Source organism: Bacteroides sp. 4_1_36, from assembly GCF_003466325.1.
In the GTDB taxonomy this organism is placed as follows: Bacteria; Bacteroidota; Bacteroidia; order Bacteroidales; family Bacteroidaceae; genus Bacteroides; species Bacteroides uniformis.
Window position 1 is genome coordinate 142,563 of record NZ_QSOX01000012.1, and the last position, 17,899, is coordinate 160,461.

The 17,899-nt window shown below is 43.6% G+C and carries 10 protein-coding genes and 1 pseudogene; 2 read left to right on the forward strand and 9 right to left on the reverse strand.

From position 1 onward, the window contains the following. Nucleotides 1-17: 17 nt before the first annotated feature. From rbsK to DXD65_RS13030, 6 genes are all read right to left on the reverse strand, one after another. Entirely contained in the window at nucleotides 18-974 is a 957-nt protein-coding gene (gene rbsK / locus DXD65_RS13005) for a ribokinase (RefSeq protein ID WP_005830788.1), read from the reverse strand. Beyond that, entirely contained in the window at nucleotides 975-1,979 is a 1,005-nt protein-coding gene (locus DXD65_RS13010; RefSeq protein ID WP_005830790.1) for a GRP family sugar transporter, read from the reverse strand. 154 nt (nucleotides 1,980-2,133) lie between these two features. After that, nucleotides 2,134-4,224, reverse strand: coding sequence for a glycoside hydrolase family 172 protein (locus tag DXD65_RS13015; protein WP_005830792.1), 2,091 nt, complete (start codon nucleotides 4,222-4,224; stop codon nucleotides 2,134-2,136). 81 nt (nucleotides 4,225-4,305) lie between these two features. After that, a complete protein-coding gene (locus tag DXD65_RS13020; protein ID WP_005830794.1) occupies nucleotides 4,306-6,858 on the reverse strand; it encodes a hypothetical protein in 2,553 nt (850 codons plus the stop codon). Nucleotides 6,859-6,923: 65 nt separating this feature from the next. After that, on the reverse strand, nucleotides 6,924-10,937 hold the full coding sequence (locus DXD65_RS13025) for a two-component regulator propeller domain-containing protein (RefSeq protein WP_199670740.1): 4,014 nt from the start codon (nucleotides 10,935-10,937) through the stop codon (nucleotides 6,924-6,926). Between the two features lie 148 nt (nucleotides 10,938-11,085). Continuing rightward, nucleotides 11,086-13,149 (reverse strand): acetate--CoA ligase family protein, encoded by a 2,064-nt coding sequence (locus DXD65_RS13030; RefSeq protein WP_008662517.1) that lies wholly within the window; start codon nucleotides 13,147-13,149, stop codon nucleotides 11,086-11,088. Between the two features lie 168 nt (nucleotides 13,150-13,317). Here DXD65_RS13030 and DXD65_RS13035 point away from each other — a divergent pair. Next, nucleotides 13,318-14,251: pseudogene (locus tag DXD65_RS13035) on the forward strand (acyltransferase family protein). On the opposite strand, the gene DXD65_RS13040 reads toward DXD65_RS13035, so the two are convergent. From DXD65_RS13040 to DXD65_RS13050, 3 genes are all read right to left on the reverse strand, one after another. Then, complete coding sequence (locus DXD65_RS13040; RefSeq protein ID WP_057281444.1) at nucleotides 14,238-15,257, reverse strand: sensor histidine kinase; 1,020 nt, start codon at nucleotides 15,255-15,257, stop codon at nucleotides 14,238-14,240. The pseudogene DXD65_RS13035 and the gene DXD65_RS13040 overlap by 14 nt on opposite strands. A 10-nt stretch (nucleotides 15,258-15,267) precedes the next feature. Beyond that, entirely contained in the window at nucleotides 15,268-16,026 is a 759-nt protein-coding gene (locus DXD65_RS13045) for a LytR/AlgR family response regulator transcription factor (protein WP_117887712.1), read from the reverse strand. Between the two features lie 65 nt (nucleotides 16,027-16,091). Further along, nucleotides 16,092-17,000 (reverse strand): DUF6268 family outer membrane beta-barrel protein, encoded by a 909-nt coding sequence (locus DXD65_RS13050; RefSeq protein ID WP_005834356.1) that lies wholly within the window; start codon nucleotides 16,998-17,000, stop codon nucleotides 16,092-16,094. Nucleotides 17,001-17,246: 246 nt separating this feature from the next. Here DXD65_RS13050 and DXD65_RS13060 point away from each other — a divergent pair, with 246 nt between their 5' ends. Then, nucleotides 17,247-17,687 (forward strand): DUF6078 family protein, encoded by a 441-nt coding sequence (locus DXD65_RS13060; RefSeq protein ID WP_005834355.1) that lies wholly within the window; start codon nucleotides 17,247-17,249, stop codon nucleotides 17,685-17,687. The last annotated feature ends 212 nt before the right edge of the window (nucleotides 17,688-17,899 follow it).

Genomic DNA, 17,899 nt, shown 5'->3' on the forward strand with positions numbered 1-17,899 from the left:
TCTGCAAATCCAATAGCCTATAGTATTCTATTGCGCATAAATTCAATTACTTCTTTTTGATAAGGAATCGAAACTTGCGCTCCAATTCTTGTGACAGACAAAGCAGCAGCTGCTGTTGCAAACTGTACACAATCCTGTAAATCTACTCCTTCCACCCACTGAGCTACAAAAGCACCACAGAACGTGTCACCAGCTCCTGTCGTATCTACTGTATTCACTACATATGAAGGAATCTGTTTCTCCATCTCATCCGAAACAATAACCGACCCCTTTTCTCCCAATGTCAGAATTACGACTTGTCCTACTCTTCTCAATAGACTTCGAGCAATACCTATCGGTTCCGAAAAGTCCAATGACTGTCCTGCTATAAGCATAGCCTCAGTCTCGTTCAGAATAAGAATATCCACTTTCTCCAGGATATAAGAAGGTATCTGCTTGGCCGGAGCTGGGTTCAAAATGATTTTAGTGTCAACAGTATGAGCATACTCAATCAACGAAATCACCGATTCATAAGGAATCTCCAGCTGCAGCACCAATGCATCCGCTTCTTTTATAACTGGAAGAATAGTATCCATTCTTTCTCCTCGCAATAAATTATTTGCCCCTGGAGCCACAGCAATGCAATTCTCTCCATTTTCCGCAACAAAAATAAAAGCAATCCCAGTAGAGTGTCTCACACACTTCTGAATATAATCCACATCAATTCCACTATCTACAAAAGAGGTTATAAGTGTATCTGCATAGGCATCATCTCCCAGACAAGAAATAAATGAGACATGTCCTCCTGACCGGGCAGCAGCAATTGCCTGGTTAGCTCCTTTGCCTCCATATGAAAGGCAATATTCTGCATCTCCTATTGTCTCACCCGGTTCAGGCAGGTGACTGACGCGGGCAATCAAATCAACATTCGTGCTACCGACCACAACTATTTTCTTACATTTTTCCATTTCATCATTAGATATATAAATTACCATTTAAAGTCCCGCATAAATAATCAAACCGATTCCAGACAAGAACAGAATGAACATACATGTCAGTAAAGTTCTGTTTATTTTAGGACCTCCCACAAATTCTTTCCAAATAAATACGCCCCAGAATGCAGCCACCATCGTAGCACCTTGTCCCAATCCATATGAAATGGCTGCACCGGCTTTTTCCGTAGCCAACAAACTGAACAGATTGCCAATACCCCAGATTATACCACCCAATATTCCTACAGCATGCAGACGGAAACTACCAGCAAAATAATCCCCATAAGATGTAGATGTACCGACAAAAGGACGCCTCATGGCGGCTGTATTGAAAATGAAGTTACTGGTGAAAATACCAATAGAAAAAATCACCATTGCTGTATAGGGGGTCATCTTACCGACTTCAGGACATTCAAAATTCTGCAAATCCATAGAACTTGCAATAAAGCGGAAAAAGAAAGACATCATAATACCTGCCACTATAGCTATCACAATACCTTTTGTTTTTTGTTGCTCCCCACCTTTTCCCATATTCTTATAGGCCCAAGCATTAAAGACAATCGCCACAATCACCAGCAGAACTCCTAAGAAAAGGAATACCGGACTACCTTGCGGTGCATTAAAATAATTAATGAATACTCCCAGAACCAAAGCCAGCCCTACTCCCAATGGAAAGGCCACAGACATACCTGCAATAGAAACAGAGGCAGAAAGTAGAATATTGGAAAGGTTGAATATGACACCCCCGATAAGAGCCGAAGCCAGATTAGATGCGTCAGCCTGCAACAAATCATCAACAAAACCTCGTCCCAATTCCCCTACGCTCCCCATTGTAAACGCAGCCAGAAGTGACAAAAGTAACACACCTATTACATAATCCCAATAGTAGAGTTCGTATCGCCAGACACGACTGCCCGCCAGCTTCTGGGTATTGCCCCAAGACCCCCAACACAGCATTGTTATAAAACAAAACACTACTGCCAACGAATAATTTTCAATGATAAACATAGTATTAGAATTGATTTATTAGAATTAAATACTCAAACAGTTACTGACCACAAAATTAACCTGCAAAAAGGATTTAGCATATAATAAATGTCCCAATAAATAATACAAAAGTCTCAATCCCATTCCAAACTATTTCACATCTTATATCCTGAGACTATTTTACCTTTTCTACAGTCAAATAGTCCAATCCTATCAATGAATTAACTGCCTTTTCATTTTTATCCAGCTGTACAAGTTTCAAGAAATTCTCCCCTTTCTTCAGCTCCAATATACCTAGTTCAACTGTCATCATGCTCAACTTTGAATTATAAGTATCAACAGAGGGAAGAACCGGACTTTCATTTACCTCAACAGAAAAGCGACCATAATCTGGGGCAATCGTAAACCTGCACTTTACCGAATATTTTCCTCCCTCATCAACCACAAAACCTAAATTAGCACAATCTCCTTTCCTACTTTCTCTCCATATAAACTGTACTCCATTACTCCAATTCATCTCAGGAATACACTGCGTTCGTTCCATGCCACCAGTTACAGAAATATTCATAAATTCTCCCTCCACTTTTCCATTTTTGTCAACAGAGTTACTCACCAGGTCATTCTTATGCTTCGCTATATCAATTACAGCCATCTTTTCTTCTGGTTTCCGGTTCGTTTTTCCTCCCGGAAGCATATACCAATAAGTAGTCGGTGCGTAATTGACATATGTCGCACTCTGATGCCAAAATTCCATATCAAAAACAAGAGATTTCTTAAACGTTATGCCATCCAACCCACGATATCTCAAATTTGCCACGTGTCCAGGCTGATAAGCTCCTGTGCCATCGGGTTGGGCAATAAAAGGATGTTCAAAGAAATTTGGCATACACCAAGCATAACCGTAATAATCCTCCGTCCCGGTCCCAAAATGTGACGGGAAACTTTCTCCATCAATATATACCTTTTCATCCCCTTCACCCCACCAATCACCAACTGTATTAAAGATTGTTATAGCATCACCAACATAAACACCTTGACCAGTTAAAGTTACAAAGTTTATGTCTTCTGCATCCAATGTCCCATTGATACTCTTATGTAACCCTGTATATTTACGATGATATTCCATCCAGCCTACGCCGAAATACATGGTTCTCTCATTCCATTCCCAATCAGACGAATAAACAGTAAGAGATGTACTCACTACTTCAGTTCTCAAATTCTCCAGAGAAATTTCACATTTATCTTTATACGGCATCACCCAATAACAAGTCATCATAGAATCTTTGCTTACAGTAGTATAAAACGAACTATAAGGCGAAAGACGATTACCCGTTCCATAAAAATCACCAACCGGACACCAAACTGTCTGATTACCATCAAAAGTAATTCTAAGTATCACGGAACGTAAAGCTTGAGCCAAATCATCAGCAGATAGTTTAAGTTGTATACCACGTATAGCTCCTCCACCCTCTAGAACAATCCGATTCTCTCCCGATAAATTCGTAATAGCCTTATCCCCAGATACTTTTTTTTGATATTTTCCTTCAAGAATAGGTTGTTCCATCAGTTCTCTCTGTGTACCATCAAGTACATCAGCTTCCTTTTTCAAATCATCCAAAGTAAATGTTTTTACAATACTTCCCTTATCATATGTGCGATAGTTTACACTATAAAAGAAGTTCTCTCCGGGTGGACGATTCCCTGCTGCAGTGATACCAGGAGTTTCATAAGTAATCTTGCAATGCTTTGCATAAGGAATCGGTAAATACAAATCATGTCCCCGTTGTTTATAAGGAGTCAAAGGAGATACAGACGTAGATATAGGCGCATCTGCCAGAAAGTGACCACTGATAAGACTCAGTACCTCACCTTCAATAGCTGGTATATCCGAATCATCCAAATAAAAACGTAATATACCGTTATCATTATAGTTGGCCACCGTAATCCATATACGTACTACAGCACCAGGTCCTTCTGCGTCAAACATAACAAATTCCCTACGTCCATCCTTTTCTTCCGTACGAAGAAACTGGCTAAAATCCCAATTAGCAAACCAGTCATAAGAACCTTTCACTGCATGATCTGAGAAACGGTCATAACTGCTGAACTGCCGCACAGTGTAATATGGAGATGGATAATCAACCAATGACTCACGGTTGGTCATCTCCTGCAACAAAGAGGAAAAAGTTATCTCATTACCATTAGCAAACGAAGAAAGTATAAACACCTGCATCAGCAAGACCAAAAAGAATTTACTACATGTCATTATTTGTCATGATATTAAAATTATACCAGATATTTTCTATACCAATACATAAGCTCCCTTACAGTCCATACATAGTCTTAGTCAGTATCCCGACGTCAAACGTTGGGGTGTATTCAAATATTTATGGACTACCGGATCTTCCAGTGCCTCTGGAGTATTCACAATAGACATCGGAATATAATACGAATCAGCCATATCAGTGAGCTGCTCAACAGACTGTTTCCCTTCACGGTATGTCAAATCAAACTCAAAATTCATTTCACCGGGAGAATCTACACAGAAGTTAACTACCCATAAGTTATTGTAAAGCATACCATAAAGTTCATTTTCTTTTTTAGGAGCATCCTGCAATCGCATCCCCATATGATGTCCTCCAAAACTGACAATTGGAACGTCTCCTGACGACCAGATCCGTGCACCATCCTCCGCTTCATATTTCACCCAGCTGTCTATAACAAAAAAGTCCTTGCATGAGTTAGGTATTTGTTCTTTGTACAGTTCATAAGGAATTCCTCCATTGGTAGCAACCGGTTGTCTACAATCCTGAGGAAAAGGAAACTTAGCATAGAATACTTCTGGTGCTATTGATGAAATTCTGTCAAAGAAAATATTAACCTTCGCTCTCGGAACCTCTTTGAAAATCTCAACCTGACGGTTCATATTCTTCACCCTTGGATGTTCCATATCCTGCGAAACAATCCATGAATAAGGTGTTTCTCTCACTTTAGCCTTACTTTTCGGTTTTGCCCACTCCATTCTAGTAATCTCATTGAACTTCTCTATACGTTGTGCTTCATCCATATGCATATAGATATCACCTTGAGACCATCTGTCCATATCATTGAAGTGTACTACCATGAAGTCGGCAAGCCCTTCCGTAAACAACGGTTCATCCATACCTTTCCAGCGTGCAGATGTCACCCAACCGTTCTTATCAAAAAATAACTCCGGCAAATCTATTTTCTTATCAATAATCTCTACCTCCGAGGTATCAAGTGCAAAACGAGTAAACGAATTAGCCGGCATATCAGATACCCAAAACCATGCCTCAGTTCCTCCGGGAATCGCCTCACGACTAGTATTAAGATTCTCATCAACTACCCAGCGCCAAACATAATCTCCCTCTTTAAACAAAGGATATGACTTTCCATTCTCCAAGTTTCGTACAGATTTATAGTCTACCTCCCTAAAACCGGTAACATCCAGTTTAACCCATCCTGTATAAGATGCATTTGCCGCATTAACAACATACAAACCAGCATCTGCCTGCGCGAACTTATTACGTGCCAGTTGTGCCAGTAAATATTTTCCCCGCTCCCACGGACGATAAGCAAAACCATTCTTTTCATTCAGCTGTCCTTGCGTATATAAACTATAAGGTGCCTCTGAAGTCTCATTAGAACCATATGTATGTTCAAAATAACGGCATAACAAACGGTTAATCTCTTTCAATTCATCTTTAGCTCCACTATTCAGTTCTCCCCATACTGGCGAACTGATCGCTTTTGTATGGTAAACAGCACGACGTGCCACTTCCATCTCGCGTGGCATAGCTGCACCACCAAAAGCCCACCAATCTTGCCACTCACCTTCGAAAGTTCTCAATTGATTTCCAATCTCCTTTTCTATATTCCTCATCGCCTCACCTGCTGTTTTCATACGCAACATAGGCTTGAAACCCATCTCATTCCATTTTTTGATAAAAGCAAGCAACTGTGGCATAGGACCATCATTATCACATCTCCACTCATTGGTAAAAGTCAATGTAAGGAAGGGGTAATCGTACCCTTTTTCTCTCAAATCCTTCAAGCGTTTCACACACACATCATATGCTCCATGCATAGATACATCATCAGTCTGTAGAATATTACCATTGCGCGGCCATGATGTTTGCGTATTGGCATATTCCCGCTGTTGTAAACGCCACTCCTTTTCCGCAAAGAAAAGATAACCTTGCCAATAAGGATATCCTGACCAAACCAAAAGTTTTCTATCATCAGGCATTTTCCACCAAAAAGCACCAGGTTGCTCTACCGGAGAACCACCCCAATGCGGATTAATGCCAGTCCAGATATAATGTATGTCACGGTCAAGTAACCTTGTTGCTGCTGCACGTGGGAAACCATTCACATCATGTTGCATACCCACTTCAATATCCAATTGAGACCACATATCTTTAGGAATCCAGTCAAACATCTCATCCCATTGTTCCTTATTGGCATAAGGGTGTATATGAAAAGGCATAGCATTGATTCCAATCTGTTTGTTTTCAATCATGTCTAGCATTGATTCCCGTCTGTCCTCAGAAGCTGAATTCCACCATGAGTAAAATGGATCTAACGCTTCTACTGTCCATGCAAACCGATTCTCCGGAATTTCATCTTTGGTCTTCAATGCCAAATCCAATGCCACATCAATAAAACGTTTATGCAAATCAACAGCAATCAATGCATGGTCAGTATAGCCATAATCAGTATGTGTGATATGAACAATATCAATATACTTAAATCCTAGTGTGTCTTTTCCCTCTACACTGCTCTCTACCGTATTTTCCGTTGTGTTTTGACAACTGCAAACCAAGGCGCCCAAAAGGAACAGTGCACCGATAAATAGTTTGTTAACTATACATTTCATAATATTCCGATTTTTGATATTTATTTTTTATTGAAAATACATACTTTACCCTGAGACCTTCCACTTCAGTCCACAAAATCTTTAGGTAATACCCCAAATTGTTTTAAGAAACATTTGGAAAAATAAGAAGGAGAATTGAACCCTACCATATAGCAAATTTCATTGACCCGATTTTCACCATCCTTCAACAATTGGGCTGCACGCTTCAGGCGTTCTATACGCAAATATTCATTAGGAGTCAAATCAAGTACTCCCTTTATTTTCCGATAGAAATTAGAACGGCTCATATTCAGCATTTCAGCCATATCCTCCATACTGAACTCCGGACTATGAAGATTAGAAAGAATTATTTCATTCAGCCTTTTAATGAATTCCTCATCAGCCTTTGTCAACGCCATTGTATTGGCAGCCACAAAGGGAGACTTGGCAAAAGTTTGACGTAGCGTTTCTCTATTCTTAATCAAGCTGGCAATCGCAGCCAAAAGATATTCCGGTGAGAAAGGCTTCTCAATATATGCATCAGCTCCTAGCTCCAACCCCTCTACTTTAGACTGTATATTAGTTTTAGCTGTCAATAGGATGATGGGGATATGACTATAATCCAATTTGGACTTTACAGTCTTGCATAACTCAAAGCCATCCATTAGTGGCATCACGACATCACTTACAATCAAGTTCACAAAATTTTCATCCAATATACGCAAAGCCTCTTCTCCATTGACAGCTGTCAGAACGATATACTCATGCGACAACTGCCTACTTACGAAAGAAAGCATTTCCGGATTATCTTCAACTACCAATACAGTATATCTGTTTTCATTATTTTCTTTAAGCTCCTCCCACTTCGCCTGAAGTTCGGCAGAAGGTTCCATATTACTGACATCCCCAGATTCCATCGTAATAGCATTATCTTGGGTGAGTGGCAGAGTAAGGCAAAATATATTTGCGTCTTCTCCCTCCACCATTCGTAAACTTCCCCGATGCAGTTCAGCCAAAGAACGGGAAAGTGCCAGTCCAATACCTGTGCCAGAAGTCACCTTTCCATTTTCCTCCCCATTAAAGCGTACAAATGGTTTGAATATTTCCTCCTTCATTGTATCCGGTACGATAGGCCCATCATTCACTGTCCGAATATGGAATATTCCATTCTCCACAGCCATATCCATTTCCAAGAAAATCTGTACATAGCTCTCTGCATACTTCATGGCATTGCTCAACAGATTACTGAGTATCTTGGTAAAAGCTTCTTTATTGACATGCGCGTAGCAAGCCCGTTCAGGTATTTTCAAAGTGAGATCCAGTCCTTTCTGTTTGGCAAGAGAAGTAAATCTCAAATGTGTCTTCTGTACTACTTCCGTTATATTGCATTTAGTGAAATTCAAACTGAATCCTTGACTTTCAGTCTTGCGAAAATCCAATAACTGATTCGTCAGATTCAGTAAGCGTTCCGTATTCTGTTCCATGATATTCAGATCCTCACGAGTTTCCGCATCAACATCTTTTTTTAGAATGATATTTTCCAAGGGTCCTTTAATCAAAGTTAAAGGAGTACGTATCTCATGTGCCACATTCGTAAAGAAATCGAATTTTGCATTATAGATTTCACGTTCTTTCTCCTGCTCGAACTTTTCCATCTGCCTTTGTTGTTTTCTGTTATTCCGCTGCTTCAGATAGAGATAAAGATAGGCAAAGAAAATCAAGAACAGTAATGCATAAACGACATATGCCCAAACAGAAAGGTAGAAAGGCGGCAGAATACGGATATGTAAAGTCGTCTCTTCTTCATTCCATATTCCATCACTATTGCCTGCCTTTACCCGAAACGTATAATCTCCATAATGCAGGTTAGAATAAGTCACCAACGGACTCTCCCCTACAGTCAACCACTCACTATCAAAACCATCCAACTTATACATCAGTTTATTCATCTTCGGAGCCTGATACCCCAAAGCAGCAAGCCGGAAAGAAAAAGAATTTTGCTCCGCACAGAGTAACAACTTATCCGAGAAAGTAATACTTTCCTGTAACGGCGAATTCTCAGCACCAGCCCGCATCTCTTTATTGAAAAGGAGAAAATCGGTAATGACGGCAGAAGGAACATATTTATTTTCCGAGAATGTCTTTGGATTGAAGGCGACAAAACCGTCAATACTACCAAAATAGATAGTACCGTCCTTATCTTTAAAACTGGAACGATAGTTGAATTGGTCACTCGGCAACCCGTTCGCCGTCGTATATACTTTTACCGCTCCTGAAGTTAAATCAAAACGGGCTAAACCATTATTCGTCGTTAACCAGAATACCCCGTCTTCATCTTCTGCAATTTGGTAAACCACATCATTCGGCAATCCATTACCGGTATCATAGCGTGTAAAGTTTTCTGTTTCCGGATGAAACAGACAGATTCCTCTTCCCTGGGTAGTCAGCCAGACATTCCGGCGTGAATCTTCAAAAACACTCAGAACCTTATTGTTGGAAAGGCTCTTTTCATCTTTTTCATTGTGTACATAATTCTTCCATTCTTTCTTACTGACATCATAACGAAAAACCCCACAAACATATGTAGCCAACCACAAGTTTCCACTGGTATCTTCCTTAATGTCATACACAAATATTCCTACTAATTCCGGAATTATATCAAAACTGTCCGTTTGTCTGTTATAACGCATCAAGCCACATCCTGTCCCAATATAAATGTCCCCTGCAGCAGTCCTGCAAATAGCAAAAACATTATTGTCATTCAAGGAATGTGGGCCGCCGTCATATTGATATGACCTTACAATAGTTTCCGTACGGGTATCAATTACCTTCAGTCCTTTGGAAAAAGTTCCTACCCAAAGCTCATTCTCTACCGAACACAACCCATGCACATTTGTAAAACCAAGACTCGGAGTAAAGAACTTGAATTCCTTCGTCACCGGATCAAACCTATTCAATCCACCATCTTCTGTTCCAATCCATAACTTTCCCTGACTATCCTGGCAGAACTCACGTATCCGTTTCCCATGTAAGCCATCATTCACTCCCTTCGGATAATATCTTTCAAAACAAGTATATGAATGCGGATAGTAATTGATACCTCCAAAATAAGAGCCTATCCAAACGCCACCTTCGCAATCCTTACACAAAGAATAAACTGCATTATCCGACAGTGAATACGGATCATACATAGAACTTTTCAAATGCACATATTTATCTGTTCGAAGATTATAAATATAGATCCCAGACTCACATCCTATCCATAATTCATCGTCAGAAAAAGACATCAACTCACGGCACCATATCCGTTCCCCCGTCTCATCTGTCAACAGCAAATCGCGGACTTTTCCCGAACTAAGATTCATTTCCTTTATACCTCCACCGACAGAAGCTATGTAAAAGCAGTTATAAGCCCCCGGCAGTACCTTCATGAGCGGATCACCTTCAAAGACCTTCTTACCATCAGAAGAGACAAAAGGATGAATCGTCTTGAGTCCGTCTTTTGAATAGAACAATCCGTTTCCATAAATCCAAATCGTTTCACTGTTATCAAAAACAACACAATGTACATTCGAAGTCAAAAAAGGGAACTCCTTAAGTGTATGGTTCCTTAATGCCTTTGTCTGCAAATTATAATGGAATATACCCTGGCGTTCTACCGTAATCCATACATCTCCATTTTTGTCTCCAACAATCATGGCTGCAGCATTATCTATGGTAGTACCTTCATCACTTAACTGTTTGAAAGGCTCAAAAACATCTCTTTCCGGATAATATATATACAATCCCATATCCGTACCCACCCAAATATTGCCTTCCACATCTTCATATAGAGCAAGTATATAGTTGTTCCCAAGACTATGCTCATCTGTCCTATCATATTTGAATATCTTAAATGACGAACCGTCATAGCGGTTTAGACCGTCTTTGGTTCCAAACCACATAAAGCCGGCTTTATCTTGTAGAATATCGTATACTGTATTTTGAGATAGCCCGTCCCGGATAGTAAGACTATTAAGATAATAGTGCTCCCCGATTGTTTGTGCATAACAAGTGAAAAAACATATCAGGCATATAAAAGCTATCAGCATTTTCTTCAGATTCGTGTTCTTCATCGCTCTATTATTTAGACCTCAAATATAGGCCATTTTGCCAACGAACGATAAAAAATGCGTCCCAATGAATGAAAGATTCGTCCTATCCCCCTCTATCTCGCTAGATAAGGGGGATTTAGAGCTGCAATATTTCCTACTTCTTTTCTATCCGAATGCGCGCATCCACCGCTATCACCTGCTTTTCAGTCGCCAACAATGGATTGATATCCATCTCCTTGATTTCCGTTGCAAAGCGCAGCAAGGTGGAAAGCCGTACAATAATTTCGGCAAATTTATCTTCATTCACTCCCTTCTGCCCACGCGTACCTTTGATAATCTTATAGGCACGCAACGAGTGAATCATGGAGTAAGCCTCCTCGTAGGACAACGGTGCAAGACCAGAAGATATATCCTTCAGCACCTCCACAAAAATACCGCCCAGACCGCAGAGTACCACATGTCCGAACTTCTCTTCATATTTGGCACCGATAAACAATTCCGTACCCTTCAGCATCGGCTGCACCATGATAGCACTAGCTTCGGGAATCTGCATCATACGGTCGAATTCCAATGCCAAATGCTGTTCACTCTTGATATTGAGCACAACACCGCCCACATCCGACTTATGCACCGGCCCCACCACCTTTGCCACCACCGGGAACCCCGTGCGACGCGCAAAGGCAAGCACTTCTTCCTTGTTGTCCGAAACAAACTCCTCCACAATAGGAATACCTGCAGAGCGGAGCAATGCCTGCACATAGTGCGGGGCGATATAACCGTCCGCAGGAATGGAATCTATAATCCGGCGGATACGGGGAACATCCACTCCAAAGAGCTCGATTTCATTATTGGCAGGCCGCGGGGCATTCATTATCCGCGAAAGTGCCGTACCCAAAGTCACTTCATCGGCAAAGTTCACATGGCCTTTTGCCAGAAAAGCAGCAACCTCGGCTCCTGCCGTATTGATGGAAGGAAGAATCGGAAAAATCGGCTTCTTGCAATGCAGCATCTTCTCGTGCAGCACATCATACATTTCAAACATGGTCACCAGCCCCGGAGTGCCGAAAATAGCCATTACAGCATCAATATTGTCAAACTTCTCCTCACAATACTCCAGACAGAGGCGCAGATGTTCCGGCGTACCCGTAGCCAGAATATCAATGGGATTCCCCACAGCCGCACCGGGGAAAAGCTTACCCTTAAGTTCCTCCGCCACCGGTCCTTCCAGTTTCGGAACATTCAGTCCACCCTTACTCAATGCATCGGTCAGCATCACTCCCGGACCGCCGGCATGGGTAATGATGGCGAAGTTTTTCCCTTTCAGTTCCGGCAGTGTGAAGATACAACCTACGGTCGTCAGCTCCTCGCGCGAATAGCAACGCACAATACCCGCCTTACGGAACAAGGCCTCTACCGCCGAATCGCTACTGGCAATGGCCCCCGTATGCGAACTCGCCGCCCGGCTGCCGCTTTCGCTACTGCCCGCCTTGATGGCCGCAATCTTACAGCCCTTCTTGATGAGCGAGGATGCATGAAACAGCAGACGGTCGGGGTCACCGATACTCTCTATATAAAGAAGTTTTATTCTGGAATCTGCTTCCGGATTGAAGTGTTCGTCCATGTATTGCAACACATCCTCCACGCCGATTTGCTTGGCATTGCCCACAGACCATACAGAGTTGAATTGCAATCCCTTGGTTACGGCGCTCTCCAATATGAACACCGCTGTGGCACCGGAGCTGGAAATCAGGTCCACCCCTTGCGGATGCAGTTGCGGGATGGGCTGGCTGAATACACTGTGATGCCACGAGTTCATAAAACCGATACAGTTGGGGCCTATCAGAGAGGCTCCATACCGGTTCACCGTTTCCAGTATGCGATCTTCCAGCACAGCACCCTCATGGGTCTCCTCACCAAAACCGGCAGAAAGGATAATGAACGCCTTCACCTGCTTCTCCGCAGCAAGCATCTCCACCGCATCGGGACAAAGCGCGGCAGGTATGGCAAGGATGGCAAGGTCCGTATCGGGAATGTCCTTCACATCCGCAAAGGCAGCAACACCCTGCACTTCAGTCTCTTTCGGATTCACGGCACGAAGCTCACCGGTATATCCGCCGCTAAGCAGATTTTTCAGGATAGCCCCTCCGGGTTTGTGTACATTGTTGGATGCCCCCACTACCACAATACTGGCCGGGTGAAGTAATTGGCTTGTTATCATAGTCTGTTTTACATTAAGTTAATGATTCATGCACAAATATACATTTTCCATACATAAAAGCAATCGGTAAAAGAGAAAATAAGCTTAATCCCTTTGCAAAATATAAATAAGTTTACGGAAGTATATATATTTGTGCCATCAATAACAATACGCAGAAAACTACCCTATATGGAAAGCCGTGTCAAAGAGATAGATTATCTGAAATGCATCTTCATCACCTTGATGATTATCTTCCACCTTGTATATATAGGCGACAAGTATCCGTATGCGAAACAAATCGTCTATACGTTCCACATGTCCGCTTTCCTGATTATTTCGGGCTATCTGGCCAATAACCGGAAGGATGCCCGAAGCTTTCTCCGCAAGTTTCTATGGATTTTCATTCCGTATGCCTGCATGGAGGCGGCCTATACGGTGATGTCGCATTTCCTGCCCGTACGCGAAAGTGTAGATGCCATTACTCCTACCGTATTGCTCGACAAGATATTCCTCCATCCGATGGGGCCTTACTGGTATCTGCATACACTGATTCTGTGCAGCCTCATCTATTATATCACATTCCGCTATGTAAGGCTGTCGGTTGTCTCCCGGCTGGTTGTGACCGGTGTCTGCCTGTTTGCCCTTTCCCATTGGGGAGGATTGATGAACTTCTCCAATGCCCTCTATTTCCTTATCGGCATGACAGTGAGCCAAAGCGGGCTTCGTTTTACACAAGTCTTTCGCGCCACAACCTTCGCCATTGTTCCATTCGTAATACTATGCTGTTTTCCCGCCAATCTGGATAAGGGGTACTCTGGCAGGAGTCGCCATCACCTGGCTTTCCATCAGCCTGCTGTTGGCAGCCTACGGCTATCTGCCGGCACAAGCCAAACGGCTTGCCTTCTTTATAGGGCGCAATACGCTGGTCATACTCCTTTTCTCACCCATTTTCACCATTCTGTCCAAGGCGTTTCTGCCCGTGTTCGCCTTCGACCCTACGGGGATGCTGTTCCTTGTCACTGCCACCGCCTTCACTCTTAGCGGCTGCATGGGTATGGCGTGGGCTATGGACAAGATACACGTTTCCAGATTCTTCTTCGGGAAGAGTACTATATTGTGTTGAGGCGGTTCACGTCTCCGCCCACAAAGGGAAGTTTCACCACAAACTCCTTTTCGTCCTTAAGAATCTCCACCAGCGTGCCGTATAGGGCATACTGCCGTTGCAGGTTCTTCAATCCCGCTCCGTTACTGGTCACATAATTACGCAACTGAAGATTGTTGCGCACCGTAATCCCTTCGTTTCCTATGGATATATGGACTATCAGCGGCGACTTCTTTGTACTGATATTATGCTTCAAGGCATTCTCCACAAGCATCTGTATGCTGGCAGGAATGACGAGACAATGATGATTCCGCAAATCATCTTCTATCTCCACATGCAGTGCATCGCCAAAGCGGATATGCTCCAGGTATAAGTACGACTCTACGAACGCCAGCTCTTCCTGCACGGTCACCATAGCCCTGCCGTGCGTAGTAAGCAGATAGCGGTACACCGTAGACAGCTTCTTGGCAAACCGGTTCGTCTTTTCGGCATCCTGATAAGCAAGGGAGGCAAGGACATTCAGACTATTGAATAAGAAATGAGGATTAATCTGGTTTTTCAGCACCTCGAACTGATACAGCGCCTTCTCCTTCTCGATGACAGCCATCTGCTTCTCCATCTCCGAACGTTGCAGGCTATAGAAGAATATCTCTATCTGCAGAACGATAATCCAGTTCCACGGCACTACCGGCAGGGAGTTTCTCAGGATATGCCAGAAATTTCCATGCCCGCCCATCAGCAGGAAGTTCAAGATGTACGTCAACAGAACAGCCAGTGCAGTGGTCAACACAATATCCACCAGAATCCTCACCGCATTGTTGCGCTGTTTCAGTCTTTTATATATCAAGTTGATAACCCCAAAGTCGATGAACCCCAGCCCTATGCACAAAGGAAGATTCAGAAAGAACTGCACCATGATATTCGCATACCACGGCTTACCGCTGATGACGTTATAAACGCACCCTATGACAAGCAACGAGACGGAAACCGTCAGTATAAAAAGGAATATGTATCTCTTATGCCTCATAACTTATAACTCATACCACTCCGTCCACCCATTTCAAGAAATCGGCCACGCGACTGCGGCTCACCAATACCTCGTGCGGGCACTCCGGCTCGAAGTAAAGCTTCAAGCGACTGCCGAAGTACCTGGAACTCTTCCGGATGGACCTAATGTTGGATATGCAGCTCCTTGAAACCCTAAAGAAAACATCCCTATCCAGCATTCCCTCCAACTGGTCCAGCGAGTAGCTGATGATATGCCGTTTCCCGGAGAAGAGGTGCAGATAAGTCAGCTTGTCCTCACTATAAAAGAAAGCGACATCCGGAGTTTCTACGTAGCGGAAGGTATCGCCCACCTGCACCAGAAAACGGTTCTTCTTGTTGGCTGCCAAGTAGCCGAGTTCCAGTTGCCGATATTCGGGAGCCGCAGAACGGAGGGCACTGTTGCGCTCGAACTTGCACAAGGCTGCTTCTAGGTCGCTTTCTTCAATGGGTTTCAGCAGATAGTCGATGCTGTTTACCTTGAAAGCCTTGATGGCATATTCGTCGTAGGCGGTGGTGAAGATAACGGGCAAATCGACGGGACACTGCTCGAATATCTCAAAGCTCAACCCGTCGGACAAGCGGATATCTACAATCATCAAGTCCAGGCTGCCCTGACGCAAGAGCAGTACAGCCTGCTCCACGCTCTCTGCCCAGCCCGCCAACTGCCAGGAAGGGCGCAGCCGTTGCATCATACGCTTCAGCTCTTCGTAGGCGAAGCGCTCATCTTCTACTAATAAATACTTTACCATAAAACGTGTCTGTTATTGCGACAAAGATACCATTTTACCTCTTGTCTTTACTAAAATGGCATTTGTCATTTCAACGTATACCTGAATCCCACCGTCAGGCGCAGAGTCGGTCTGAAGCAAGGCTCGTCCTCATCGTTCTTGAAGTTATTGAGAAAACCTTTCAAACTACGGTCCGACATACTTATCCCGCGTATCCAGTTACCGCCCACTCCCAGATAAACAGCCGTCTTCCTACTCAACTGGTACGAAGGACTGATGTATGACCTCAGCATGACGGTAGAATAGATTTTCGATTTCCCGTCGACTTCCATCACGGCAGACATGCCGTCCATATCGAGGGCGGTCAGTTCCAGCTTCAGCTTCTTGTTCAGCCAGGTGGCGACGGACACTTTCATGCCGCTGGACATATCCACTTTCAGCTCATACCTGCCGGCATTCCTCCAACTGAAGTACATCATGGGCAGTATCATCGGGATACCGTAAGAGTTCGTCAACCCCGCACCGATGCCCAAGTCGAGGTTCTTCCGCAGTTTATAGACAAAGATGATTGCTCCATTAGCCAGTAGGGTCTTCATGGAAACCCCGTCCAACGGGGCATAGACACCGCCGCCCACAGAGGCTATGATACTCCACTTGTCGGACAGGGGACGGATGTGGGAGATATTCAGACTGGCATTCAGCAGATTGTCCGGATTCAACTCCCGCGCCTGCCCCTTATTATGGAATACGCCATAGGCAGCATTGACGGTTGCCGACCACGCCACCAGCCTGCCCTTGTCGTCATGCCTGACGGAAAGCGGCAGGTTATACCTTCCCGATACCATCATCAAGCTGCCCGAACCATACTCGTTGCCGAGGTCATCCTTCAACGAACTTTCGGGCAGATAGTCGTAACTGATATAGCCTTGCCCCCGGCAGCAGAACGGCCACGCCGCAAGCCACAACACCAATAGAATCACAGAGTTTGTCTTCATGGGAATATGCAAATGTTTTCTGCAAATATAGTCCTGCGGCAAGTAAGCGGGAAGCATTTACGGACGGGGTGCGGAATGGGGAGGACGAAATACGGAAACCGGAAGGCGGAATGATTCCATGTTTTACGTTACGCATTTCACGTTACGTAAAATACATAATATTTTCGGGATAAAACAAATATCAGGTGAAGCACCCATCAATCTCCAAACTAATTGTACCTTTGCGGTACTTTAAACAAAAAAATGATGAAAGAAGAAACTTTCGATTATTCCAAAGTTCCCCATAACTTCGGCTTATGCGCTACTGACACATGCCCTTATACTGACACCTGCCTGCGCCGGATTGCATATACGTATGCACCCTCAAACAACATCTTCCTATATGTACTGAATCCGAAAGCAATAGAGTCCACAGCGGGAAAATGCAAATATTATTGCTCGAATAAGAAAGTGCGCTATGCCAAAGGCTTTATCCATACGGCAGAAGCCATCTCTGTCGGCCAGTCCGGCACGTTCCGCTACCGGCTCATCGGCTTATGGGGTATCCGAAGATATTATCAGAAGCGGAAAGGGGAAACTTTGCTCTCACCAACCGAGCAGCAACAAGTCATTGCAATTGCCCGTAACTTAGGACTCCAACGGGCGGAGTACTTCGACGCTTATGTAGAAGAGTACGACTTCACATGACGGCTCCGGTCACCTCACATGATAACTCCGGTTACCCCAAACGGTAACTTCATTTACACTACGAGGTAAAAGGCTTTACACTATGGTGTAACGACCGTTACAATATGGAGTAACGGCCGTTACACCCTATGGTAAACGGCTTTACATTAGAAGGTAATGTCTTTTCCTGATTTAGCTAGACGCTTTTTCTTTTTATAACCGATATCAGTAGA

Bases quoted from the DNA above. Each gene is read 5' to 3' on its own strand.
- rbsK (WP_005830788.1), bottom strand. From the start codon at position 974: ATGGTAATTTATATATCTAATGATGAAATGGAAAAATGTAAGAAAATA.
- DXD65_RS13010 (WP_005830790.1), bottom strand. From the start codon at position 1,979: ATGTTTATCATTGAAAATTATTCGTTGGCAGTAGTGTTTTGTTTTATA.
- DXD65_RS13015 (WP_005830792.1), bottom strand. From the start codon at position 4,224: ATGACATGTAGTAAATTCTTTTTGGTCTTGCTGATGCAGGTGTTTATA.
- DXD65_RS13020 (WP_005830794.1), bottom strand. From the start codon at position 6,858: ATGAAATGTATAGTTAACAAACTATTTATCGGTGCACTGTTCCTTTTG.
- DXD65_RS13030 (WP_008662517.1), bottom strand. From the start codon at position 13,149: ATGATAACAAGCCAATTACTTCACCCGGCCAGTATTGTGGTAGTGGGG.
- DXD65_RS13040 (WP_057281444.1), bottom strand. From the start codon at position 15,257: ATGAGGCATAAGAGATACATATTCCTTTTTATACTGACGGTTTCCGTC.
- DXD65_RS13045 (WP_117887712.1), bottom strand. From the start codon at position 16,026: ATGGTAAAGTATTTATTAGTAGAAGATGAGCGCTTCGCCTACGAAGAG.
- DXD65_RS13050 (WP_005834356.1), bottom strand. From the start codon at position 17,000: ATGAAGACAAACTCTGTGATTCTATTGGTGTTGTGGCTTGCGGCGTGG.
- DXD65_RS13060 (WP_005834355.1), top strand. From the start codon at position 17,247: ATGAAAGAAGAAACTTTCGATTATTCCAAAGTTCCCCATAACTTCGGC.